Here is a 23,211-nt window from a genome sequence, read left to right as displayed (position 1 = left end):
GTCGGCCGGCACCGGCTATCCGGTGCGGTGGACCAGGCCGTCGGTGTCGATGCTGACCTGATTTCCGGTGTGGAACCAACTGCCCGTGAACCGCGATTGCGTGGTCTGCGGGTCGTTCCAGTAGCGCGGGGTGATATTCGGCCCGCGACAGAGCAATTCGCCGCTGCCCACCCCGGCCCGCGGCCCCCACAGCGCCAATTCGGTACCGCCGAACGGGAATCCGAGAACGTCGCTGCCCGGCGTCACGCCGCTGTCCATCAGGGCCAATCCGATGCCGCTGGTTTCGGTCGCACCCCATACCGACCACTGCCGGGCCAGCGGAAACACCTCGCGCAGCGCCTCGGCGACGATTTCGGCGGTGCCGGCGTCGGTCGCGGCCAGTTCGGCACGATGTCCCGCACTGCACACCTGGCGCACGCCCTCCGCCCGCAATCCGGCCAGTTCCGGGAGCAGGCCCGCGAAGATGCGGGGCGTCGCGGCCACCATATCGATACGTTCGGCGACGATCGTCTCGGCGATCATCGCCGGATCCGGGGCGAGGACGACCGTGCCGCCCACGGCGAAGGTCGGCAGCAGTTGATCGACACAGCCGCTCGCGTGCGCCAGCGGCATCAGGACCAGATTGCGCAATCCTTCGGTCGGCAAGTCGAAGGCGCCCACCACCGAGCGCACCGCCGACAGCAGATTCTCGTTGGTCAACTCGACGCCGCGCGGACCGCCCGGCGCCTCCGAAAGGCCCTGGCTCGCAGCGCCGCTGGTGTAGCACAGCAGGGCGAGCTCGCTCAGCGAGGCACCGTCGTCGATGAAGGCCGCGCCGTCGGGGAAGTCGGCGTACCCGGCGTCCGCGCCGCCGCCGTCGAGGACGAAATCCGCGCAGCTGTCCGCGATCACCTGGGCGGCCACGGCATCGGGCAGCCCGTCGTGCACCAGCACCGGCACCGCACCGGACAACAGGGCGCCGAGGAAGGCCTGGACCCAGCGCGCGCCCACCGGCATCCGCACGGCAACCCGGTCGCCGTAACCGATTCCGTGTTCCTGCAGTCCGCCGGCGATCCGGGAGGCGGCATGCCACAGCTGCCGGTAGGTCAGCCGCGGACCGCCGATTTCAACAACCGCCTCCCGAGCCGAAAACGCGTGTACCTGCACATCGAGCAGTTCGGTGAGGGCCGGATTGAGATTTCCGTACCGCAGCACGCCGTCGGCACCGCGAGCAAGAGGGTTGCCGCACCACGGATTTCGCGTCTGCGGATATTCGATCAGAAGCTGCGTCATCAAGTCCCTCCGGATGCCTCGATCAACAGGCATCTGTGACTATATGACGCAGATCACAATCGCGGAGCGTTAGGCGACAAAGATGTCCGGGCGATCACCGCCCTGTGTAGCTCGCCTTCCCCGGGCCCACCTCCAGGAAGCTGCGCACCGCACCCCGCAAATCCTCGGTTTCGAACAGTTCACCGGAGACCTTGGGCGTCACCGAATCGGCATGTTCGACGCCGCCGGAACGCCATGCCGCGATGATCTGCTTGGTGGCCGCGTGCGCGCGGGTCGGGCCGTCGGCGAGGCGGGCGGCCAGCGCCCGGGCCGCGGTGTCGACATCCTCGTGCACCGCGTTGACCACACCCCAGTCGGCGAGGGTGGCCGCGTCGTACAGGTCGCCGGTCATGACCAGCTCCCGCGCCCGGCCGGAACCGGCGCGCTCGGCCAGCCGCTGCGGGCCGCCCATCGACGGCGTCAGGCCCACGACCGTCTCCACCAGCCCGAACTTGGCCTTCGGCGAGGCCAGCAGGATGTCGCAGGCCAGCGAGATCTCGAAGGCAGCGGTCAGGGTGAGGCCGTGGGCGGCGAAGACGACCGGGCACGGCAGGGCCTCGACCGGGTGGATGATGCCCTGGAACAGGCGCTGCCACAGTTCGGCGCCCTGATCCACGCTCAGCCCGTCGAATTCGTGGACGTCGACCCCACCGGAGACGACCTTGCCCTCGGCGCGGATCAGCAGCGCTCGCGGCGGATTCGCGGTCAACTCGGCGAGATCGGCGGCGAGCGATCCCAGCAGCGCCGAATCGAACAGGTTCAACGGCGGATGGTCGATGGTGATGATCGCGAGCTGGGCGCCGGCCTCGGTCTCGGTCCGCTCCAACCGGGTGGGTTTCGAATCGCTCATCGGCCGAATCTATCCAGAACCAGTCGTAACCGGTACCCCGGCCGCCGGTCTGCCAGACTGGTCCGGTGGATACCTCGCCGATCGAGCACGCCGGTTCGAACACCGCGACCTATGTCGAGCCCGGCGAATTCAAACGCGATACGAACTACATCACGACCCGGATCACCGCCGACGGCCGCGACGGCTATCCCGTCGAACCGCAGCGTTATCGGCTGATCGCGGCGCGGGCCTGCCCGTGGGCCAACCGCACGCTGATCGTGCGGCGGCTGCTCGGCCTGGAGCAGGTGATCTCGCTGGGGTTGTGCGGGCCGACCCACGACAAACGCAGCTGGACCTTCGACCTCGATCCGGACGAGGTGGACCCGGTGCTGGGCATCCACTTCCTGCGCGACGCCTACCTCGCGCGCGACCCGGAGTATCCGCGCGGCATCACGGTCCCGGCGGTGGTGGACGTGCCGACCGGACAGGTGGTCACCAACGACTACCCGCAGATCACGCTCGACTTCTCCACCGAGTGGACGCAGTTCCACCGGCCGGGCGCGCCGCAGCTGTATCCCGAACCGCTGCGCGCCGAGATCGATCAGGTGAACCGGCGCGTCTACACCGAGGTCAACAACGGTGTCTACCGCTGCGGCTTCGCCGGCAGCCAGGATGCCTACGACGCCGCCTACGATCGGCTGTTCACCGCGCTGGACTGGTTGTCGGAACGGTTGAGCGAACAGCGTTACCTGGTCGGCGACACCATCACCGAGGCCGATGTGCGGCTGTTCACCACGCTGGTGCGGTTCGACCCGGTGTATCACGGCCATTTCAAATGCAATCGGAACAAGCTCACCGAACAGCCCGTGCTGTGGGCCTACGCGCGCGACCTGTTCCAGACCCCGGGCTTCGGCGACACCATCGATTTCACGCAGATCAAGCGGCACTACTACATCGTGCACAGCGATATCAATCCGACCGGGATCGTGCCGAAGGGGCCGGAACTGTCGGGCTGGCTGACACCACACGGCCGAGAAGCACTGGGCGGCAAGCCCTTCGGGGACGGAACCCCGCCTCCGCTGCCCCTGCCGGCGGAGCGGGTTCCGGCCGCCGACTGGGTCTGAGCGTCACCGGGCGGAGGCTGTCCCGCCTCCGCACCGGATCCGCTCGTGCGTCGTTTCGTCAGGCGGAGGTTCCCGCGTAGGTGCCGAAGCTCCAGAACACGCCTTCGGGATCGCGGCAGGTGAATCCGCGCGAGCCGTAGTCCTCGTCGCGGAGACCGCGCACGATGGTCGCACCGGCGGCGCGGGCGCGTTCGTAGAGTCCGTCCGGGTCGTCGACGACGATGTACACCGAGCCGGTCCCCGGCGGCTGCTCGCAGAGCGCGGAATCGTCGCGCTGCGAACCCAGCATGATCCCGCCGCCGCCGGGCCAGCCGAGTTCGGCGTGCTGGACCACGTCGGCGGTGCCGTAGCGGGCGACTTCTACGAAGCCGAAGGCACGCTGCAGGAAGTCGATCGCCGCCGGGGCGTCACGGTAGATGAACGTCGGCCACAGCGGGGCGGTCGTCGTCGCGGTACGGGTCGTTGCGGTATCGGTTGTTTCGGTCATGCACCCAGCCTTTCTCGCCCGCGCCCCCGTCGTCTTGGACGAATGGGAACACCTCGCGCGCACGCCACGCCGACGGCGGGCAACCGGCCAGTTCGCGCCACTCGCGGGCCATATGGGCCTGGTCGTAATAGCCGGTCGCGGCGGCCACCTCGGCGATGCTCACCTCGGGGCGGCGCACCATGCGATGCGAGACCTCGAAGCGGGTCAGCCGCGCGGCCTCCTTCGGCGTGATGCCGAACTCACCGGCGAATCGCGCGGCCAGATGCCTTCTGCTCCAGCCGATCTCGTGCGCCACCCGATCGACCGCGGGTGCGCCGGCGGGATCGGTCAGCAGCCGCCAGGCCCGGCGGAGATTGGCGTCCATCTCGAGCCGGCGCGCATCGATCGCGGCGACCCGCGCACAGAAGACCTCGTCCAGCACGGCGAACCGCGCCCGCCAGTCGGAGGTCGCGGCGATCCGCTCCCGCACCCGCTCGGCCTCGGGCCCCAGCAGATCCGATAGATCGACGATCCACTCCCCCAGCTCACCGGCGGGTATGCCGAACAGCGCCCGCGCGCCCAGCGGTGTCACCGCCAGCTGGATTCCGTGCTGGTAGCCGTTGTGCGCGATCAGTGTCGGCCGCAGCGTCAACCCGCCGGCCAGCGCGTCCCAGCGGCCTCCGGCCTGGTCGGGATGGGAGGACACCGGCACGTCGATCGGTTCGTCGATGGTGAGGATCACCGTGATCGAGGTACTCGGCATGCCGACGTGCACGCCCGGATCGAATCCGCGCAGCAGATAGCCGTCGTAGCGGCCGAGATAGGGCCGCAACGACGGGGCGGGCAACCGGCGCGCTCCCGCGGAGACACCACTCACCCTCTCCACGGTAGGCGGCGCGGAGCCGCGGTGGAACCGGACCCGGGCGCGGTTCGTTGCACGGACGACGGCCGTATCGGCCACCGTCGCCGACTTCGTCCGCGGCCGTCGGATCGGCACCACTAGAGTTTGTGCCGACCGGACGAGAGGGGTGCGTTACCGATGTTCGACAGCGGCGTGGAAAAGGCCGTGCGGTCACTGCTGGACAACGGGGCACAAGTGCAGGCTCCCGCGGTCGCGAAGTACGTCGACCGGTTCCGCCGGGCACATCCGGACGAGAGTCCGGCTCAGATCCTCGATCGGCTGGAGAAGATCTATCTCACGACCGTGACCGGCAGCGGCACCGCGGTCGGCGCCACGGCCGCCGTGCCCGGGGTGGGCACCCTGACCTCGCTCGCGGCGATGAGCGCGGAAACCACCTTCTTCCTCGAGGCCTCGGCCGTCTTCACCCTGGCCGTCGCCGCCGTCCACGGCGTCGCCCCCGAGGACAAGGAACGCCGGCGTGCGCTGGTGCTGGCGGTGGTGCTCGGCGAGAGCGGTATGGAGATCGTGCAGCAGAGCGTGGGCCATTCGGCCAAGAACTGGGGCACGCTGCTGGCGGAGCGGATCCCGGGCATCAAGGGCATGAACGAATCGCTGATGAAGCGATTCGTCGTCCAGTTCGTCACCAAGCGCAGCATGCTCATGTTCGGCAAGATCCTGCCGGCCGGAATCGGCGCGGCCGTCGGCGGATTCGGCAACCGCGCCCTGGGAAAGAATGTGATCGGCAACGCGCACAAGGCATTCGGCCCCGCACCGATGCGGTGGTCCGGCCGCACCGCACGCGGTACCGTGATCGACGCCGATCCGCTTCCGGCACTGGGTAATCCGGACGGCACCGCCTCTGGTTCGACGGCCGAGCAGCGATGAGCGCGGCCCGCTCGCTCGCCGTCTCGGTCAGCGGACTGCACAAGCAGTTCGAGGGTGTGGTCGCCTTACGCGATGTCGGGTTCTCGGTTCCGGCCGGCACCACCGCGGCCCTCGTCGGCCCGCCCGGATCCGGAAAATCCACGCTGATCCACATTCTGCTCGGACTGCTGCGAGCCGATTCCGGCGTCGCCGAGACCTTCGACGGCGGCGGGATCGGCGCGGTGCTGCAGCCGCGCGGACTGCACCCGGCCCGGACCGTGCGCGCCCAGTTGCGGGTGTACGCGGCCGCCGCGGGTGTCGACGACGAGCGGGTCGACGCCCTGCTCGCGATGCTGCGCCTCGACGAGGCCGCCGCCACGCGGGTGCGGGATGTTCCCGACGGCCTGCGCACGCGGCTCGCGGTGGCGCAGGCACTGCTCGCACAGCCGCGCCTGCTGGTGCTCGACGACCCGTTCGAAGGTCTCGAATCGCCCGAGCGGGCATGGCTTTTCGACTATCTACGGGCTCATGCCCGGCGCGGTGGCACCACCCTGTTCACCTCGCAGAGCCTGGCCGCGGCCGTGCCGGTCTGCGATCAGGTGATCGTGCTCTCGGCCGGTTCGGTGGCCTATCAGGGCAGTCCGCGGCGGCTGCGGCGCAACCATCCGGATCGGCTGGTGGTCGCGGCGTCGAGCCCGATCGCGCTGGCCACCACGCTGGCCGCGCAGGGCTTCACCGACGCGGTGATGCGCAGTGACGGCCGACTTGCCGTCGCCGAGGCTTCTCGCGCCGAGATCGAGGCCGCCGCGGCGCTGGCCCGGGTCCATCTCGGCGAGGTGGTGGCCGAACCCGTCCACCCGGATCGGGTGCTGGCCATCCTCACCAAATCGTCCGCGCCGCCGGCCTATCCCGCCCCCGCCCCTGCGACCATGTACGGAACGCGATGATGCTGCCGACCCTGCCCACCGTTCCCGCCGAGGTGAACCGGGCGGCGACCGCCGAACTGCGCAAGATCACCGCGGTGCGCTCCGGCTGGATGCTGCCCCCGGTGCTCGCGGCCGTGGGCTTCGTCGTCGCCTCGGCCTCCGCGTTGCGCGGGTCGGGTCCACAACCGCGCGAGGCGCTGGTCACCGGGACCGCGACAGTCGGGTTGTATCTGGCGATCGCGGTGGCGGTGGGTGCGGCGGCGATCGGCGGCGCGGTCGCGGCCGGCGACGAATACCGCTACCGCGGCATGGAACTCACCGCGCTGTTCACGCCCGACCGCAACGTGCTCTTCGGCGCGAAAGCCGGTGTGGCCGCGGCCTATTCGCTGGTTCTCGCGGCGTGCGCGGAGATGGGCGCGGCGCTGGGCCTGCTGGCCTTCGGGCGGCACACCGTCGAATTCGGCTGGCGACTGGTGGGGGTGTTCGGCGGCGGCCTGCTCGCGGCGGTGTGCTGGGGCGTGATCGGCGTGGGCCTGGGATTGCTGGTGCGTTCACCCAATCTGGCCGTGATCGCGATGGCGGGATGGCTGTTCATCCTGGAACCGCTGATCTGGCTGGTCGCCAAGGGCGCGGGCATCGCGGGCGTGGTGGTGCTGCTGCCGGGTTCGGCCACCATCGGCTCGGTCGCGGTCGGTTCGTTCCCCGAGAGTCCGTTCCTGCCGCCGAATGCGGCCTCGGCCGTGGTGCTGGTGGTCTGGGCGATCGCCGCCGGGGCGGCCGGTTGGTGGTATCTGCGCACGCGCGACATCTGATTCGACAGCCGATCCGGGTGGAATTTCCCGCACGGGGTGCGGGAGACGCCGGGTGTCGGGGCGCGTCGGTACCGTCGAATCGACATGAACGACACCGAAACCCTCGACCCCGGATCCCGCCGCGACGCCGGCTCGGCCGCGGCGGCACCGTCCCGCCGCGCGCCCGATGCGGGCCGCGGCGGCTGGTTGCGACGGCTCTGGACTGCCTGCGCCGGTCATCCGCGGGTGCTGTCCGGCGTCGTTCTGGCCGTGGTGGCGGGAGCCGGCGCGGAGGCCGCGGCACCCCTGGCCGCGAAGGCCGCGTTGGACCGGGCCCGGGCCGGCGAGGTCGGGGCACTCGCTCCGATCGCCGCGATATTGGTCGCCCTGGCCATAGCCCGCTTCGCGGCGACCTACGGGCGGCGCTGGCTCGCGGGACGGCTGGCGCTCGACGTCCAGCACGAGGTGCGGGTGGACCTGCTCACCGCGCTGCACCGCTACGACGGACCGCGACAGGACCGGTTGCGCACCGGCCAGGTGGTGTCGCGCTCGATCAGCGATCTGCAGTTGGTGCAGGGGCTGCTCGCGATGGCGCCGCTCTCGGCCGCCTCGCTGCTGATCTTCGTCTTCGCCGCGGTGGCCATGCTGGTGCTCTCGCCGCCGCTGGCCCTGGTGTCGCTGCTGACCGTGCCGGTGCTGGCGCTGGTGGTGTACCGGGTGCGGCCGCGGCTGCACGCGGCCACCTGGTCGGCGCAGCAGCGGGCGGCCGATCTGGCCCAGCACGTCGAGGAAACCGTCACCGGCGTGCGAGTGGTGAAGGGTTTCGGCCAGGAATCGCGGATGGTGCGGATTCTGGAGGAGCACGGGCGGCGGCTCTACGCCCACCGGATGCGCGCGGCGCGCATCGATTCCCGGTTCGCGCCGACGGTGTCGGCGATTCCACAGGCCGGGCTGGTGATCGTGATCGTCCTCGGCGGCACGCTGGCGCTGCGTTCGGTGATCGGCGTCGGCACCTTCCTGGCCTTCGCGACCTACGTGACCATGATGGCGTCGAGCACCCGGATCCTGTCCAACGTCCTGGTCATGGCGCAGCTGACCCGGGCGGCGGCCGAACGCGTCTATCAGGTCATCGACGAGGCTCCGGAGACCATCGACCCGCCCGATCCGCAACCGCTGCCGGAGGGGCCGCTCGGGCTGCACATCCGAGGCCTCACCTTCGGATTCGACCCGGGACGCCCGGTGCTGCACGATTTCGATCTCACCGTGCGCCCCGGCGAGACGGTGGCGGTGATCGGACCGGCCGGCTCCGGAAAATCGACGCTGACACTGCTGCTGCCGCGATTCCACGCGCCCGAGTCGGGACGGATCAGCCTCTTCGGGGCGGACCAGGATCCGGAGACCGCCGGGATCGATATCGGGCGGGTGCGGGCCGCCGATCTGCGCGAGGCGATCGGCGTCGTCTTCGACGAGCCGTTCCTGTTCTCCGACACCATCTCCGCCAATATCGCGCTCGGGGCACCGGATGCCGGTCCCGAGGAGATCCGCGCGGCCGCCCGGATGGCTGCGGCCGACGAATTCATCCGCGCCCTGCCGGACGGTTACGACACCGTCGTCGGCGAGCGCGGCCTCACGCTCTCCGGAGGGCAGCGGCAACGCCTAGCCCTGGCGCGCGCCCTGCTCGCCGACCCGCGCGTCCTCGTCCTCGACGACGCCACCTCCGCGGTGGACGCCGTCACCGAGGCCGCGATCTTCGACGCCCTGCCCGCCCACGGCCGCACCACGCTGATCCTCGCGCACCGCGAATCGACCCTGGCACACGCGGATCGGGTGATCCGTCTCCCTGGACCGGGCGGCCGTATCGTGGAGCCGGGCCCGGATGGATTCCCGGATGCCGAACTCGTTGCGGCTGCCGAGGATTCGAGTTCGGAACCGGATGCGCCGCCCGAGATGCGGGCCGCGCTGACGAGCCTGGCTCCGGCGACCGAACAACCGGAGCTCGACGATCGCGAGCTGGAACAGCCGGATCCGAGATTCCGGCTGGTGCGGTTGCTGCGGCCGGTGCGCCGGCTGCTGGCGGCCGTGGTCGCGCTGCTGGCCGTGGACGCGGCCATCTCGGTGGCGTTCCCGGCGCTCACCCGATTCGCACTCGACGACGGCGTCGGACAGCATCGCAGCGCCGTACTGGCGGTCGCGGCCGTCGCCGGGGTGGTGCTGGTGTTCCTGAGCTGGGTGGCCGAGGCCCTCAACACCCGGCTCTCGGCGCGCGGCGGCGAGCGGGTGCTGTACGGGCTGCGGGTGCGCAGCTACGCCCACCTGCAGCGACTCGGCCTGGACTACTACGAGCGCGAGCTGTCCGGCCGGATCATGACGCGGATGACGACCGATATCGACGCGCTGTCGACCTTCCTGCAAACCGGGCTGGGCACCGCCCTGATCAGCCTCGTCACGGTCGTGGGCATCGTGATCGCACTGCTGGTGATCGACGCCGCGCTGGCCGTCGTGGTGTTCGTGGCGCTGCCGCCGTTGATAGTGGCGACAGTGTTCTTCCGCCGCGTCTCGGCCTCGGCCTATTCGGCCTCGCGGGAACGGGTGGCCACGGTCAACGCCGACTTCCAGGAGAACGTCGCGGGTCTGCGCGCGACCCAGGCCTACCGCCACGAGGCCGAGGCCGCCCGCCGGTTCACCGACTACTCCGATCGATACCGCCGAGCCCGGTTGCGGGCCCAGCGCGCCATCGCGCTGTATTTCGCGTTCGTGCTGGCGTGGGCGGATCTGGCGCAGGCGGCGGTGGTGTATCTGGGCGCTCGCGAGGTCGCGCACGGCACCACGACGGCCGGCACGCTGGTGGCCTTCGTGCTCTACCTGAGCCTGTTGTTCGGGCCGATCACCCAGCTCTCCCAGGTCTTCGACGGCTACCAGCAGGCCCGGGTGGGGTTGCGCCGCATCGAAACGCTGCTGCACACGCCGTCCTCGATCGCTCCCGATCCGGCCGATGCGGTCGACATCGAGGACGGACTGCGCGGCGACGTGCGCTTCGACCGCGTGACCTTCCGCTACCCCGACGCCAGAACGCCTGCGCTGGAAGATATTTCGCTGCACATCCCGGCCGGCTCGACCCTCGCGCTGGTCGGAGAGACCGGGGCCGGCAAATCGACGGTGGTCAAACTGCTGGCGCGCCTCTACGACCTTCCCCGTTCGCATTCCGGCGGAGACGGGGCCGGCGCACGCTCCGGATCCATTCGCGTCGACGAGATCGATATCCGTGACTACCGGCTCGACCGGTTCCGCGCCCGGCTCGGCGTGGTCCCTCAGGAAGCTCACTTGTTCACCGGCGACGTCGCTAGCAACATTGCATTCGGGAAACCTTGTGCCACATCGGCCGACATCGCCCGGGCCGCCGCGGCGGTCGGCGCACTCGAGATGATCGAGACGCTGCCGCGCGGTATGGCCCAGCCGATCGGCGAGGGCGGACGCGGACTGTCGGCGGGGCAACGCCAGCTGATCGCGCTGGCCCGCGCGGAGCTGGTCGACCCGGATCTGCTGCTGCTCGACGAGGCCACCGCGGTGCTGGATCCGGCCAATGAGGAAAAGGTGCTGGTAGCGAGCAGATCGCTGGCTCGCGGGCGCACCACGGTGATCGTGGCGCACCGCTTGGCGACCGCCGCGCGCGCCGATCGGATCGCGGTTGTCGCGCACGGCCGGATCGTGGAATTCGGCGCGCACGAGCAGTTACTGGCGGAGCGCGGAATCTATAACCGACTCTGGGAGGCAGCCGATTCCGACGAAGGAATATTCTCGACCGGGGACGAGTCGTCACCTATGAGGCTGGGTCTGTCCGGGGGTGGTTAACCGGACAGTGGCGCGGCGGTGCGCCTACGCATGGCCGCGCTGGGGCACGCTGTCACGGCTGGGCCTATCCTCAGAAAGGGCGCATCGGCGCACATCGTGCCGATCGACCCGTGCCGGGCACGTCACAAACGTCGCAGCGCGAAGAACGAAATGAGGCGAACACCTGCTGTGAGCAGCTCAACATCCCAGTTCGGACAGAACCAGTGGCTCGTCGACGAGATGTACCAGAAGTACAAGCAAGATCCGTCGTCGGTCGATGAGAGCTGGCACGAGTTTCTCGCCGACTACACACCGGAATCGCCGGGTGAGATAGCCAACAGCACTCCCGCCGCCTCCGCGCCGACCGCCGCCCCCAGCGCGCCGGCCACTCCGGCTCCGGCCCCCGCGAACGTCAACAACGCCGCGCCGAAGACCGCCCCCACCCCGGCGCCCGCGCCGCCGCCGGCGCCCGCCGCCCCGGCGCCCGCCGCCCCGGCGGCCTCCGCTCCGGCCGCGCCCAAGGCCACCGCCGCCGTCTCGGCCGCCGCCGCGCCGCCGCAGGCCCGCGGCAGCAAGCCACAGGCCAGCACCACCCCGGCGCCGACCTCCAACGCCGCTCCCACCAAGACCTCCCCGGCCGAACCGGCCGCCGACGAGTCGAAGGTGCTGCGCGGACCGGCCGCGGCGATCGTCAAGAACATGTCGTCGTCGCTGACCATCCCGACCGCGACCAGCGTGCGCGCCATCCCGGCGAAGCTGATGATCGACAACCGGCTGGTCATCAACAACCACCTCGCCCGCACCCGCGGCGGCAAGATCTCGTTCACCCACCTGCTCGGCTACGCGATCGTCCAGGCGGTCAAGGCGTTCCCGAACATGAACCGCCACTTCGCCGAGGTCGACGGTAAGCCGAACGCGGTCACCCCCGCGCACACCAACCTCGGCCTGGCGATCGACCTGCCGGGCAAGGACGGCAGCCGCACTCTCGTCGTCGCGGCGATCAAGAACACCGAGACGATGTCGTTCGCGCAGTTCCACAGCGCCTACGAGGACATCGTGCGCCGGGCGCGCGACGGCAAGCTCACCACCGAGGACTTCACCGGCGTCACCATCTCGCTGACCAACCCGGGCACCATCGGCACCAACCACTCGGTGCCGCGGCTGATGCCCGGTCAGGGCGCGATCATCGGTGCGGGCGCCATGGAGTACCCGGCCGAATTCCAGGGCATGAGCGACCAGCAGCTCGCCGAGATCGGTATCGGCAAGCTGATGACGCTGACCTCCACCTACGACCACCGCATCATCCAGGGCGCGGAGTCGGGCGATTTCCTGCGCACCATCCACAACCTGCTGATCTCCGACGAATTCTTCGACGAGATCTTCCACGGCATGGGTGTGCCCTACGAGCCGGTCCGCTGGCGCAAGGACATCAAAGAGCGCGGTGTCGACAAGAGCGTGCGCGTCCAGGAGCTGATCGCGGCGTATCGCAGTCGCGGCCACCTGATGGCCGACACCGATCCGCTGCGGCTGGTGAAGGACAAGTTCCGCAGTCATCCCGACCTCGACGTCACCCAGCACGGCCTGACCCTGTGGGACCTCGACCGTGAATTCAACGTCGCGGGCTTCCACGGCCAGGAGCGGATGAAGCTGCGCGACGTGCTGTCGGTGCTGCGCGACGCGTACTGCCGCCACGTCGGTGTGGAGTACACCCACATCCTGGAAACCGAACAGCTGCAATGGATTCAGCAGCGGGTCGAGCAGAAGCACGAGAAGCCGACCGTCGCCCAGCAGAAGTACATCCTGTCGCGGCTGAACGCGGCCGAGGCGTTCGAGACCTTCCTGCAGACCAAGTACGTCGGCCAGAAGCGCTTCTCACTGGAGGGCGCCGAGTCGACCATCCCGATGATGGACGCCGTCATCGACCAGTGCGCCGAGCACGGGCTCGACGAGGTCGTCATCGGCATGCCGCACCGCGGTCGCCTGAACGTACTGGCCAATATCGTCGGCAAGCCGTACTCGCAGATCTTCACCGAGTTCGAGGGCAACATGAACCCGGCCGCCACCCACGGCTCGGGCGATGTGAAGTACCACCTCGGCGCGCACGGCACCTACATCCAGATGTTCGGCGACAACGACATCGAGGTCTCGCTGACGGCCAACCCGTCGCACCTCGAGGCCGTCGACCCGGTGCTGGAGGGTCTGGTCCGCGCGAAGCAGGATCTGCTCACCAAGGAAGACCTGGTCACCAAGGGCGAGGAGGCTCGCACCTTCTCGGTCGTGCCGCTGATGCTGCACGGTGACGCGGCCTTCGCCGGCCAGGGTGTGGTCGCCGAGACGCTGAACATGTCGGGCCTGCGCGGCTACCGCGTCGGCGGCACGGTGCACATCGTGGTGAACAACCAGATCGGTTTCACCACCGCACCGGAGAACAGCCGCTCCACCGAGTACTCGACCGATATCGCCAAGTCGATCGGCGCGCCGATCTTCCACGTCAACGGCGACGATCCCGAGGCCTGCACCTGGGTGGCGCGCCTGGCGACCGACTTCCGCGAGAAGTTCCACAAGGACGTGGTCATCGACCTCATCTGCTACCGCCGTCGCGGCCACAACGAGGGCGACGACCCGTCGATGACCCAGCCGTACATGTACGACGTCATCGACACCAAGCGCAGCGTCCGCAAGTCCTACACCGAGGCCCTGATCGGCCGCGGTGACATCTCGATGAAAGAGGCCGAGGACGCCCTGCGGGACTACCAGGGTCAGCTGGAGCGGGTGTTCAACGAGGTCCGCGAGCTGGAGAAGTACCCGCCGGAGCCGAGTGAATCGGTCGAGCAGGAGCAGACCGTTCCGGGCACCGTCGTCACCGCCGTGGACAAGTCGGTGCTGCAGCGCATCGGCGACGCCTTCCTCGGCGTGCCGGACGGCTTCAACGTGCATCCGCGCGTCAAGCCGGTGCTGGAGCGCCGCCGGGAGATGGCCTACGAGGGCAAGATCGACTGGGCCTTCGCCGAGTTGCTCGCCTTCGGCACGCTGATCGACGAGGGCCGCGCGGTGCGCTTGACCGGTCAGGACTCCCGGCGCGGCACCTTCACCCAGCGGCATTCGGTGATCATCGACCGCAAGTCCGGTGCGGAGTACACCCCGCTGCACAACATCGGCAGCGAGAATCCGGGCTGGTTCGCGGTGCACGACTCGGCGCTGAGCGAATTCGCGGCCGTCGGTTTCGAATACGGCTACTCGCTGGGCAACCCGGACGCGCTGGTCCTGTGGGAGGCGCAGTTCGGCGACTTCGTCAACGGCGCGCAGTCGATCATCGACGAGTTCATCTCCTCCGGCGAGGCCAAGTGGGGTCAGCTGTCGGAGGTCGTGCTGCTGCTGCCGCACGGTCACGAGGGTCAGGGTCCCGACCACACCTCCGGCCGCATCGAGCGGTTCCTGCAGCTGTGCGCCGAGGGTTCGATGACGGTGGCGGTCCCCTCCACTCCGTCGAACTACTTCCACCTGCTGCGCCGGCACGCGCTCGACGGCATCCGCCGCCCGCTGATCGTCTTCACCCCGAAGTCGATGCTGCGCAACAAGGCCGTGGTCTCCAACGTCGAGGACTTCACCGACGCGAAGTTCCGCTCGGTGCTCGAGGAGCCGACCTACGAGAGCGGCGACGGCGACCGGTCGAAGGTCAAGCGGATCCTGCTGACCAGCGGCAAGCTCTACTACGAGCTGGTCGCCGAGAAGGCCAAGAAGAACCGTGACGACGTCGCGATCGTGCGCATCGAACAGCTGTATCCGATCCCGTCCTACCGGCTCAACGAGAAGCTCGCGACCTACCCCAACGCCACGGATCTGGCGTGGGTGCAGGAGGAGCCGGCCAACCAGGGCGCCTGGCCGTTCTTCGGGCTGAACCTGCCGGAGATACTGCCGGACCGGTTCAACAAGCTGCGCCGCATCTCTCGCCGCGCCATGTCGGCCCCGTCCTCGGGTTCGTCGAAGGTGCACGCGGTGGAGCAGCAGGAGATCGTCGACGAGGCGTTCGCCCCCACCGACTAGGTCGTATCGCCCGGACGCCGGGTCGGATCGCTCTGCCGAGCGGTCCGGCCCGGCGTTCGTCGTATCCGGGGCCCGAGCGGCGCCGTACATCCGGCCGCGTCACATTCGGGAGTCCTCGATCGTCGTAATGAGTGAAACAGTCTTGTGCGGCCCCACTTCCGCGTCGTATATTCGGCGTGGAATATTTGAGCCGGAACATGTCGGTCCGCCCGCGTAGTGTGCGGCGGCAGCGACGAAGGGAGTCGAGACCGATGTCCAAGCAGCCGGGTGCCACGTTGACGCCGTTGGCGATCTCGGTACTGGCGCTGCTGGAAGAAGACCGCATGCATCCGTACGAGATGTACCAACTGCTGCTCAAACGCCGGAAGGACAATCTGCTCAAGATTCGCCCCGGCTCGCTCTATCACACGGTGACCCGGCTGGCCGAACAAGGACTGGTCCAGGCGGAGGGTACCGAGCGTTCGGGTAACCGGCCGGAACGCACCACCTACTGCATCACCGAAGCGGGTACCGCGGCGCTGCGTACCCGGATCGCCGATATCGTCCGGCAGCCGACTCGTGAGTATCCGATCTTTCCCATCGGCTTGGCGGAGGCACACAATCTTCCGGTCGAGGAGGTGATCGCCCTGATCACCGAGCGGATCGGCTGGCTGGACAACGACATCACCGAACTCGACGCCATTCGCGAATGGGCGCGCTCCCGTGAGGTACCCCGCCGGTACTGGATGGTGATCGACTATCTGCGAGGTGTCGCACAACACGAGGTCACGTGGCTGCGCGGTCTCACCGAGGAGTTGCGTGACGGCTCGCTGCCGTGGCTGGAATTCGACGAGGGCGGAACCCGTTGCCCCAACAGAACCGGTGACCTCGGTCACGACTGGGGTGCGGCCCTGACCGACGACGTACTCGCCGAGCTGCGGAAAGGTGGTGCGACCGCTGCCGAGCACTGATCGGGCGCAGGTACGCGGCGCGCCCCGAGACCTTCATACGAACCACCCATCGGTCGTCGTCGTCGATCGATGCCGGGAACAGGAACGAAATCTATGACATCGCAAAGAAATCCGTGGCTGGCGCTGACCGCGCTGGTCGTCGGATTCTTCATGATCCTGCTGGATATGACCATCGTCGCGGTGGCCAATCCGGCGATCATGCAGGATCTGCATACCGACATCAACAAAGTCATCTGGGTGACCAGCGCCTATCTGCTCACCTACGCGGTGCCGCTGCTGGTCACCGGCCGCCTCGGCGATCGCTTCGGACCGAAGAACATCTACCTGGCCGGCCTGGCGGTCTTCACGCTGGCCTCGCTGTGGTGCGCGGTCTCGGCCAATGTGGAGATGCTGATCGCGGCCCGCGCGGTGCAGGGCCTGGGCGCGGCGTTGATGACGCCGCAGACCATGGCCGTCATCACCCGCACCTTCCCGCCGGACAAGCGCGGTGCGGCGATGGGGCTGTGGGGCGGCGTCGCCGGCCTCGCGACACTGGTCGGCCCGATCCTCGGCGGCGTGCTGGTCGACTGGCAGGGCTGGAACTGGATCTTCTACATCAACGTGCCGATCGGCGTGGTGGCGTTCGCGCTGGCGGTGTGGCTGGTTCCGAATCTGGAAACCCACCAGCACAAGTTCGATTTCGTGGGCGTGGTGCTCAGCGGTATCGGCATGTTCCTGCTGGTCTTCGGCATCCAGGAGGGCAATACCCGGGATTGGGACGCCTGGATCTGGGCGATGATCATCGCGGGCCTGGTGGTGCTGGGGCTGTTCGTGGTGAACCAGGCGCGCAACAAGGACGAGCCACTGGTGCCGCTGAGCCTGTTCCGCGACCGCAACTTCTCGATGTCGAGCGTCGCGATCGCCGCGATGGGCGCCGCGGTCACCTCGCTGATGGTGCCGGCGTACTTCTACCTGGAGGCGGTGCGCGAGTACACCCCGACCCGGGCCGCGCTGGTCTTCGCGCCGATGGCGATCGTCACCGGCCTGACCGCGCCGTTCATCGGCAAGATCTCCGACCGGATGCCGCCGCGCATCCTGCCCACCATCGGATTCCTGGTGTTCGCCCTGACCGTCTTCGGCTTCGCGGCGCTGATGAAGCCGGACAGCTCCATCGCGGTATTCCTGGTGGTCGCGGCCGTCGCCGGTCTGTCGAACTCCTGCATCTGGGCTCCGCTGGCCTCCACCGCCACCCGCAACCTGCCGATTCATCAGGCGGGCGCCGGTGCGGGTGTCTACAACACCACCCGTCAGGTCGGTTCGGTGCTCGGTAGCGCCGCGATCAGCGCGCTGATCTCGGCCCGCATGTCCGCACAGGGGCTGGGCAGCGGCCAGTTCGGCGAGGGTGGCGGCACCGGGATGGGCCACATCCCCGGGCAGATCCTCGACAAATTCAGCACGGCCCTGGGCCAGGCGATGATCCTGCCCGGCGCGATTCTGCTGATCGGTGTGGTGGCTTCGGCCCTGTTCGTCGGTAACTCGGCGAAGAAGCAGCAGGAGGAGACCGAGGCGGGTACCGAGCCGGAGAAGGCAGGCATCCCCGGCTGAGCCCGGTCGGCGCGCCGAACAGGGTGCGCGACAGCGCGATACGAGGTCCGCGTGGCAGTGCTGCCACGTGGACCTCGCCGTGTTCGACGCGGTGCGCGTAGCCGATCGGCGCCGGGCCGCATTTCCCCCGCTCGGCCGCGCCGGCGGAGGTCGCGCGTCTACCCGACTCGGATCGTCCGCGAGGGGTAGCCGCTCGCCCCGTCCGGAATGACGTCGGCGACCTCCGCGGTCTGAACCGTTCCGGTGCCGTCGGTGGCGCGGGCGCGGACCGTATGCGTTCCCGCGGAGGCGTCCCAGTCGTAACTCCATTGCCGCCACGTGTCGACGGACGGTTCGGCGGCCAGGCGGGCGGGTTGCCACGGGCCGTTGTCGATCTGGACCTCGACGGCGTCGATACCGCGATGTTGCGCCCAGGCCACACCGGCGATGGTCACCTTCCCGGCCCGGACGGCACCGCGCGGGGTGTCGATACGGGTGCCGGTCTTGATGGGCCCGCGTTCGGACCAGCCGCGCCGTGTCCAATAGGCCTGGGCACGATCGAATCTCGTGATCTCGAGTTCGGTGACCCACTTGGTGGCCGAGACGTAACCGTAGAGTCCGGGCACGACCAACCGGGCCGGATATCCGTGTTCCACGGGCAACGGCTCGCCGTTCATGCCGACCGCGAGCAGGGCGTCGCGGCCGTCGGTGAGCGCGGCGAGCGGACTTCCGGCGGTGAAGCCGTCGGCACTGCGCGACAACACCATATCGGCGTCCGGATGCGGCCCGGCCTCGGCGATCAACGCGTCGAGCCGATAACCCAGCCAGCTCGCGTTGCCGATCAGATCGCCGCCGACCGGATTCGAGACGCAGGTCAGCGTCACCAAGCGTTCCACCGACGGCCGGCGCGCCAGATCGGCGTAGTCGAGCCGGATTTCGCGGTCCACCATGCCGTGGATCCGCAGTGACCACGTCTCCTTGCTGACCTGCGGAACGGTCAGCGCGGTGTCGATCCGGTAGAAGCCGGAATTGGGGGTGAGATACGACGCCAGTCCCGGTACTCGCAGATCCGCGGACGGATCCACCGGGGGCACAGGCACATTCGGCGGCGGCAACCGCACCGCCGCCCGTTCCCCCGCCACACTGCGCGCGCTCGCCCCGAGTACGCGCCCGGCGATTCCGGCCGCCACCGCCAGTACTCCCACCCCGACGATCCCCCGCATCACCTGCCGTCGATCGACCCGCGCCACATCGGGTTTCACCACGCGTGGCCAGGTGGCTCCGCGCGCACTCAGGCGGGCGTCGTCTCCCTCGAAGGGCGCACCGCCACCCGAGCCCGCCTCGGCTGCTCCACGCTCGATCGGAATTTCTGGCGCGTGAGCCCGGTCCTCTTGCGCCGCAGTGGCTTTCGCCGGATCGGGCACCGCACCACCACCCCGCACCATCGCCGGTGCACCGAACACCTCGTATCGCCGAATCAACCACCGCAGCGACACGATTGCCAGCGCCACCCCCACGACCGACGGCAGCGCCCAGGTCCAGTTGGCGGCCGGGCGTTCGAGCGCAGCCCACGCCGCCCCGATGCCGAAGACGCCGAGCACCACCGATCCGATCGGCCGCGCGGTTCGCTCGACCACCCCGACGAGCGCCGCGACGATCAGCGCCACCACGCCCATCAGCAGATACAGCATCATTTTGTCGTCGGTGCCGAAGGTGTCAATCGCCCATTCCCGCACCCCGTCGGGCGTGTGATCGACCACCGTCGCCCCGATCGCCGCCAGCGGCGCGCTTCCCGCCCCCACCGGCACCGACACCAACTCCGCGACGCCCAGCGCCAGCCCCGCGGACACGATTCCGCAGGCCGCGCGCAGTCCCGATCCGGCCATAACGGCGAGCGTACTGCGGATTCCCCCCGGTGAACCCGCCCGAACGAGCGCATCGACCACAGCGTCACAGATTCGTCAGAACTCGAAGCCGGACGTGATCCGGCCCATGTCGGCGGTTCCACGGCAAGCACCCAGCCCCTTCTCAGGAATCGCGCGCTTAATTGATAGAGGATCCGAATGCGTCGGGGCCCGGGTCCGAGCCGACACACAGGATGTGACCGAACAGGACGTGATGAGCGTGTATCCGAACGAGGGCAATCGGCCGCACCAGCCCGGACCGGACGAACCACGGTCGGGGGCGTACGGTCCGCACGGGTATCCGGGTCAGCCGCCCTACCCGGGGCAGTACCCCTACCCGCAGCAGTATCCGCCGCGAGGACGCGCGCCACGGCACGGCATGACCTTCGGAATGCTGGCGGCCCTGGTCGCGGTGGTGGCGCTCGCCATCGCCCTGGTCGGCTCCCGCATCGACGCCCACGGCCCCGGCCAGGCGGCCCCGTTCGGCCACGGCCAGGGTTCGGTGGTGCAGCCGGTCGATTCGCAACCGCAGTCCGCGGCGCTGGAACAGGCGGCGAACGCGGTGGTGCCGGGCATCGTCGTGATCAACACCGAACTCGGGATGCAGAACGGCGCGGGCGCCGGAACCGGCATCGTGCTCGGATCGGACGGCACCATCCTCACCAACAACCACGTCGTGGAGGGCGCCACCGACATCTCGGCCACCGATCTCGGCAACGGCCGCACCTACAGCGGCAGCGTCATCGGATTCGACCGTCAGGACGATCTGGCCGTGGTGAAGTTGCAGGGCGCCTCCGGACTGCAGACGGCGCCGCTCGGCGATTCGGACCAGGTGAAGGTCGGCGACGCCATCGTGGGTGTCGGCAACGCGGGCGGCACCGGCTCCCCGACCGCGGCGGGCGGACGCGTCACCGCACTGGACCGCTCCATCACCGCCAGCGACGAATCGGCCGGCGCCGCCGAGCAGCTGACCGGTCTCATCCAGGTGGCCGCGAACATTCAGCCGGGTGATTCCGGCGGTCCGCTCATCAACAGCTCCGGCCAGGTGGTCGGCGTGAATACCGCCGCGTCCCAGGGCTTCCAGCTCGGCGCGAGCGGTGGTCAGGGCTTCGCGATTCCCATGAACAAGGCGAAGACGATCGCCGCGCAGATCCAGGCGGGGAAGAGTTCGGACCGCGTGCACATCGGCGATTCCGCGTTCCTCGGTATCACGATGAGCGATGCCAACGGCTCCGGTGCGCTGGTGCGCAATATCGTGAGTGGCGGTCCGGCACAGGCCGCGGGCCTGGCCGCGGGCGATGTGATCACCGGGCTGGACGGTCACGGCATCGATTCGGCGACCACCATGACGAACACGATGGATCAGCATCACCCGGGCGATACCGTCACGCTCACCTGGGTGGACCGCTCGGGACAGAGCGAGTCCGGTCAGGCGTCGCTCGCCCAGGGTCCCGTGGGCTGACCCGGCACCGACGAGTTCAGCCGGATCTCGATCTCATCGGCCTTCGTGTCCGGCACTTGCTCAGGCGTGACCCGCACCCCCACCACCGCCCCGGATTCCCGGTCGACGAACGACAGCGGCGGCTTTCCGTCCTGCAGATATTTGTCGCCCCACTGCATCAGCGACAGGAATATCGGCAGCAGATCCTCACCGGCGGCGGTCAGGCGGTATTCCGCGCGTTCGCGCCGGCCGGGTTCGCGATACGGCACCCGTTCCACGACGCCCGCGGATTCGAGCTGTTTGAGCGCACGCGACACCGCCGGCGCCGACGTTCCGATCCGGGTCGTGAAGTCCTCGAATCGGGTTGTCCCGTAGAAACATTCGCGCACGACGAGGAATACCGTCCGCGTGCTGAGCAACTCGAGCACCCGTCCGGCCGAACATCGGTCACCGATCGACCAGGCGTCCCGGTCGTTCAGTCGCGGCTCGAACATCATCGACACGAGACCATGTTACCTAACGCTTGCGTTACTCAGCGAGCTGTGCTGTCATCTAACTAACGAGATCGTTATCCAGAGGGTGGGCAGTCGCCCCGAACGATCCGAAAGGACGAGAGATGGCCGGAATCGAAGGCGCGGTCGCACTGGTGACGGGCGGGCAGCGGGGGCTCGGCAGAGCCTTCACCGACGAGCTGCTCAGGCGCGGCGCCGCCAAGGTCTACACCACCGCCCGCGCCCCGAAGGCCGCCGGCGACCCCCGCGTCGAGCCGCTCGCCCTGGACGTCACCGACGCCGATTCGGTCGCCGCCGCGGCTTTGCGGGCCCGCGACGTCGAGATCGTGGTGAACAATGCCGGTGTACTCCTCCCCGCACCGCTGCTGAGCGCCGATATGGCCGATATCGTCACCACGTTCGACACCAACGTCTTCGGCCCGCTGCGGGTAGTCCAGGCATTCGCGCCGATTCTGGCGGACAACGGCGGCGGCGTCCTGATCGACATCCATTCGGTGCTGTCGTGGGCCGCGGGCGCGGCGGCCTACGGTGCGTCGAAGGCGGCGCTGTGGTCGCTGACCAATTCGCTGCGGCTGGAGCTGGCCGCACAGCACACGCAGGTGGTCGGCGTCCATCTGGGATTCGCCGATACCGAGATGGTGCGGCGCCTCCCCGGCGACAAGCTCGCGCCGAGCGTGGTGGCCGAGGCTGTCTTCGACGGCGTACTGCGCGGCGATACCGAAGTGCTGGTCGACGACGTCACGCGCGGCGTGAAGGCGGCACTGTCCGGCCCCGTCGAGGGCCTCGCACTGGCCATCTCCCGCTGAACCCGTTACCGCACATCATCTTTCGAAAGGAACCACCGATGCCACTATGGCATGTCCATCACCCCGCCGACACCTATTCCGACGCCGACAAACAGGATTTCGCCCGGGACATCACCGCGCTGTACGCCTCCTTCGGTTTGCCGGAGTTCTACGTCGTCGTGCTGTTCCAGGAGATCGAGGAGACGTCCTTCTTCGTCGGCGGGAAGCCGTCGAACAACACGGTGCGAATCGTCGTGGAACATCTCGCCCGCCATCTGGACGACCCGCAGATGCGCAAGCGATCGACGCAGCGGCTCAACTCGATCATGGAGCCCTACACCGGCGCGCGTGGATTGCACTGGGAATTCCACACTTACGAATCCCCGCGCGATCTGTGGATGATCGACGGACTGTTCCCACCGGACGCCGGCAGCGAGGCAGAAAAGGCGTGGGCGCGTGCCAACGAGCCCATTCCCTACAGCTAGCTCCCCACAACCGACGCCGCCCGGCGGGTCACGGCGTGCGGTCGAAATCTATTCGCCGCCGTACAGATTGATCATCCACGGCACCGAGAATTTGTCGGTGACCATGCCGAACTGCTTCGCCCACTCGGTTTTGCCCAGCGGCATGGTGACCTGTCCGCCCGCGGACAGCCCGGTGAAGATCCGTCCGGCCTCGGCCTCGTCGTCCATATCCAGGCAGACGCTGAACGGCACGTTGTCGTGGTTGATCTGCTGATCGGGCGGACAGTCCGACCCCATCAGCAGCTGATCCTCCCGCCAGGTCAACGCGGCGTTGGCGATTCGCTTGCCCACCTCTTCGGGCAGGTTCCCGCCACCGCCGTCACCCATGTCGCGATAGCGAACCATCTGCAGTTCCCCGCCCAGGACCGACTGATAGAAGGTGAATGCCTCCTCGGCATCACCGTCGAACAACAGATATGCGGTAGCCGACTTCACGATTGCCTCCTCC

Annotated in this window: 18 protein-coding genes; 11 read left to right on the top strand and 7 right to left on the bottom strand. The window is 68.7% G+C overall.

Features of this window, described 5'->3' with window-relative positions; all coding sequences use genetic code 11:
- Positions 1-15 precede the first annotated feature (15 nt).
- Both ACPCUW_RS04695 and ACPCUW_RS04690 read right to left on the bottom strand, forming a co-directional pair.
- Positions 16-1,272 (bottom strand): class I adenylate-forming enzyme family protein, encoded by a 1,257-nt coding sequence (locus tag ACPCUW_RS04695; protein ID WP_063019537.1) that lies wholly within the window; start codon positions 1,270-1,272, stop codon positions 16-18.
- Between the two features lie 94 nt (positions 1,273-1,366).
- Positions 1,367-2,161, bottom strand: a complete 795-nt coding sequence (locus ACPCUW_RS04690) for an enoyl-CoA hydratase/isomerase family protein (RefSeq protein WP_063019539.1) — start codon at positions 2,159-2,161, stop codon at positions 1,367-1,369.
- A gap of 65 nt (positions 2,162-2,226) precedes the next feature.
- Between ACPCUW_RS04690 and ACPCUW_RS04685 the strand changes: the two genes are divergently transcribed.
- Entirely contained in the window at positions 2,227-3,264 is a 1,038-nt protein-coding gene (locus ACPCUW_RS04685) for a glutathione S-transferase family protein (protein WP_423423760.1), read from the top strand.
- Positions 3,265-3,322: 58 nt separating this feature from the next.
- Here ACPCUW_RS04685 and ACPCUW_RS04680 read toward each other — a convergent pair whose 3' ends face one another.
- On the bottom strand, positions 3,323-3,751 hold the full coding sequence (locus tag ACPCUW_RS04680; RefSeq protein WP_063019541.1) for a VOC family protein: 429 nt from the start codon (positions 3,749-3,751) through the stop codon (positions 3,323-3,325).
- Positions 3,672-4,607 (bottom strand): helix-turn-helix domain-containing protein, encoded by a 936-nt coding sequence (locus ACPCUW_RS04675; RefSeq protein WP_423423759.1) that lies wholly within the window; start codon positions 4,605-4,607, stop codon positions 3,672-3,674. Before ACPCUW_RS04675 ends, ACPCUW_RS04680 begins: the two co-directional genes overlap by 80 nt.
- A 162-nt stretch (positions 4,608-4,769) precedes the next feature.
- Here ACPCUW_RS04675 and ACPCUW_RS04670 point away from each other — a divergent pair, with 162 nt between their 5' ends.
- The 7 genes from ACPCUW_RS04670 (at position 4,770) to ACPCUW_RS04640 (ending at position 17,618) form a co-directional block, all read left to right on the top strand.
- Positions 4,770-5,516, top strand: coding sequence for a hypothetical protein (locus tag ACPCUW_RS04670; protein ID WP_063019543.1), 747 nt, complete (start codon positions 4,770-4,772; stop codon positions 5,514-5,516).
- Complete coding sequence (locus tag ACPCUW_RS04665; protein ID WP_423423758.1) at positions 5,513-6,442, top strand: ABC transporter ATP-binding protein; 930 nt, start codon at positions 5,513-5,515, stop codon at positions 6,440-6,442. Before ACPCUW_RS04670 ends, ACPCUW_RS04665 begins: the two co-directional genes overlap by 4 nt.
- On the top strand, positions 6,439-7,233 hold the full coding sequence (locus ACPCUW_RS04660; RefSeq protein WP_423423757.1) for an ABC transporter permease: 795 nt from the start codon (positions 6,439-6,441) through the stop codon (positions 7,231-7,233). Before ACPCUW_RS04665 ends, ACPCUW_RS04660 begins: the two co-directional genes overlap by 4 nt.
- An 84-nt stretch (positions 7,234-7,317) precedes the next feature.
- Positions 7,318-11,061, top strand: a complete 3,744-nt coding sequence (locus ACPCUW_RS04655; protein WP_423423756.1) for an ABC transporter ATP-binding protein — start codon at positions 7,318-7,320, stop codon at positions 11,059-11,061.
- Positions 11,062-11,211: 150 nt separating this feature from the next.
- Entirely contained in the window at positions 11,212-15,084 is a 3,873-nt protein-coding gene (locus tag ACPCUW_RS04650; protein ID WP_423423755.1) for a multifunctional oxoglutarate decarboxylase/oxoglutarate dehydrogenase thiamine pyrophosphate-binding subunit/dihydrolipoyllysine-residue succinyltransferase subunit, read from the top strand.
- 251 nt (positions 15,085-15,335) lie between these two features.
- Positions 15,336-16,034 (top strand): PadR family transcriptional regulator, encoded by a 699-nt coding sequence (locus tag ACPCUW_RS04645; RefSeq protein ID WP_030514941.1) that lies wholly within the window; start codon positions 15,336-15,338, stop codon positions 16,032-16,034.
- 93 nt (positions 16,035-16,127) lie between these two features.
- Positions 16,128-17,618 (top strand): DHA2 family efflux MFS transporter permease subunit, encoded by a 1,491-nt coding sequence (locus tag ACPCUW_RS04640; RefSeq protein WP_423423754.1) that lies wholly within the window; start codon positions 16,128-16,130, stop codon positions 17,616-17,618.
- 158 nt (positions 17,619-17,776) lie between these two features.
- On the opposite strand, the gene ACPCUW_RS04635 is transcribed toward ACPCUW_RS04640, so the two are convergent.
- Positions 17,777-19,483: a molybdopterin-dependent oxidoreductase gene (locus ACPCUW_RS04635; protein ID WP_423423753.1), complete on the bottom strand. Its 1,707-nt coding sequence runs from the start codon at positions 19,481-19,483 to the stop codon at positions 17,777-17,779.
- 214 nt (positions 19,484-19,697) lie between these two features.
- Between ACPCUW_RS04635 and ACPCUW_RS04630 the strand changes: the two genes are divergently transcribed.
- Entirely contained in the window at positions 19,698-20,963 is a 1,266-nt protein-coding gene (locus ACPCUW_RS04630) for a S1C family serine protease (protein ID WP_423423752.1), read from the top strand.
- On the opposite strand, the gene ACPCUW_RS04625 is transcribed toward ACPCUW_RS04630, so the two are convergent.
- Positions 20,930-21,439: a winged helix-turn-helix transcriptional regulator gene (locus ACPCUW_RS04625; RefSeq protein ID WP_423423794.1), complete on the bottom strand. Its 510-nt coding sequence runs from the start codon at positions 21,437-21,439 to the stop codon at positions 20,930-20,932. The two genes, ACPCUW_RS04630 and ACPCUW_RS04625, sit on opposite strands and share 34 nt — an antisense overlap.
- 119 nt (positions 21,440-21,558) lie before the next feature.
- Here ACPCUW_RS04625 and ACPCUW_RS04620 point away from each other — a divergent pair, with 119 nt between their 5' ends.
- On the top strand, positions 21,559-22,260 hold the full coding sequence (locus ACPCUW_RS04620) for an SDR family oxidoreductase (protein ID WP_423423751.1): 702 nt from the start codon (positions 21,559-21,561) through the stop codon (positions 22,258-22,260).
- Positions 22,261-22,298: 38 nt separating this feature from the next.
- Positions 22,299-22,724, top strand: coding sequence for a tautomerase family protein (locus ACPCUW_RS04615; RefSeq protein WP_063019032.1), 426 nt, complete (start codon positions 22,299-22,301; stop codon positions 22,722-22,724).
- Positions 22,725-22,772: 48 nt separating this feature from the next.
- On the opposite strand, the gene ACPCUW_RS04610 is transcribed toward ACPCUW_RS04615, so the two are convergent.
- Positions 22,773-23,198, bottom strand: a complete 426-nt coding sequence (locus ACPCUW_RS04610; protein WP_064902061.1) for a VOC family protein — start codon at positions 23,196-23,198, stop codon at positions 22,773-22,775.
- Positions 23,199-23,211: the final 13 nt, after the last annotated feature.

Source organism: Nocardia sp. AB354, assembly GCF_049538315.1.
GTDB classification, from domain to species: domain Bacteria; phylum Actinomycetota; class Actinomycetes; order Mycobacteriales; family Mycobacteriaceae; genus Nocardia; species Nocardia nova.
This window is presented reverse-complemented; position numbering and strand designations above follow the sequence as displayed.

Excerpts from the sequence above, each read along its gene's own strand:
- ACPCUW_RS04695 (WP_063019537.1), bottom strand. The coding sequence starts at position 1,272 with ATGACGCAGCTTCTGATCGAATATCCGCAGACGCGAAATCCGTGGTGC.
- ACPCUW_RS04690 (WP_063019539.1), bottom strand. The coding sequence starts at position 2,161 with ATGAGCGATTCGAAACCCACCCGGTTGGAGCGGACCGAGACCGAGGCC.
- ACPCUW_RS04680 (WP_063019541.1), bottom strand. The coding sequence starts at position 3,751 with ATGACCGAAACAACCGATACCGCAACGACCCGTACCGCGACGACGACC.
- ACPCUW_RS04670 (WP_063019543.1), top strand. The coding sequence starts at position 4,770 with ATGTTCGACAGCGGCGTGGAAAAGGCCGTGCGGTCACTGCTGGACAAC.
- ACPCUW_RS04665 (WP_423423758.1), top strand. The coding sequence starts at position 5,513 with ATGAGCGCGGCCCGCTCGCTCGCCGTCTCGGTCAGCGGACTGCACAAG.
- ACPCUW_RS04660 (WP_423423757.1), top strand. The coding sequence starts at position 6,439 with ATGATGCTGCCGACCCTGCCCACCGTTCCCGCCGAGGTGAACCGGGCG.
- ACPCUW_RS04655 (WP_423423756.1), top strand. The coding sequence starts at position 7,318 with ATGAACGACACCGAAACCCTCGACCCCGGATCCCGCCGCGACGCCGGC.
- ACPCUW_RS04650 (WP_423423755.1), top strand. The coding sequence starts at position 11,212 with ATGAGGCGAACACCTGCTGTGAGCAGCTCAACATCCCAGTTCGGACAG.
- ACPCUW_RS04645 (WP_030514941.1), top strand. The coding sequence starts at position 15,336 with ATGTCCAAGCAGCCGGGTGCCACGTTGACGCCGTTGGCGATCTCGGTA.
- ACPCUW_RS04640 (WP_423423754.1), top strand. The coding sequence starts at position 16,128 with ATGACATCGCAAAGAAATCCGTGGCTGGCGCTGACCGCGCTGGTCGTC.
- ACPCUW_RS04635 (WP_423423753.1), bottom strand. The coding sequence starts at position 19,483 with ATGGCCGGATCGGGACTGCGCGCGGCCTGCGGAATCGTGTCCGCGGGG.
- ACPCUW_RS04625 (WP_423423794.1), bottom strand. The coding sequence starts at position 21,439 with ATGATGTTCGAGCCGCGACTGAACGACCGGGACGCCTGGTCGATCGGT.
- ACPCUW_RS04620 (WP_423423751.1), top strand. The coding sequence starts at position 21,559 with ATGGCCGGAATCGAAGGCGCGGTCGCACTGGTGACGGGCGGGCAGCGG.
- ACPCUW_RS04615 (WP_063019032.1), top strand. The coding sequence starts at position 22,299 with ATGCCACTATGGCATGTCCATCACCCCGCCGACACCTATTCCGACGCC.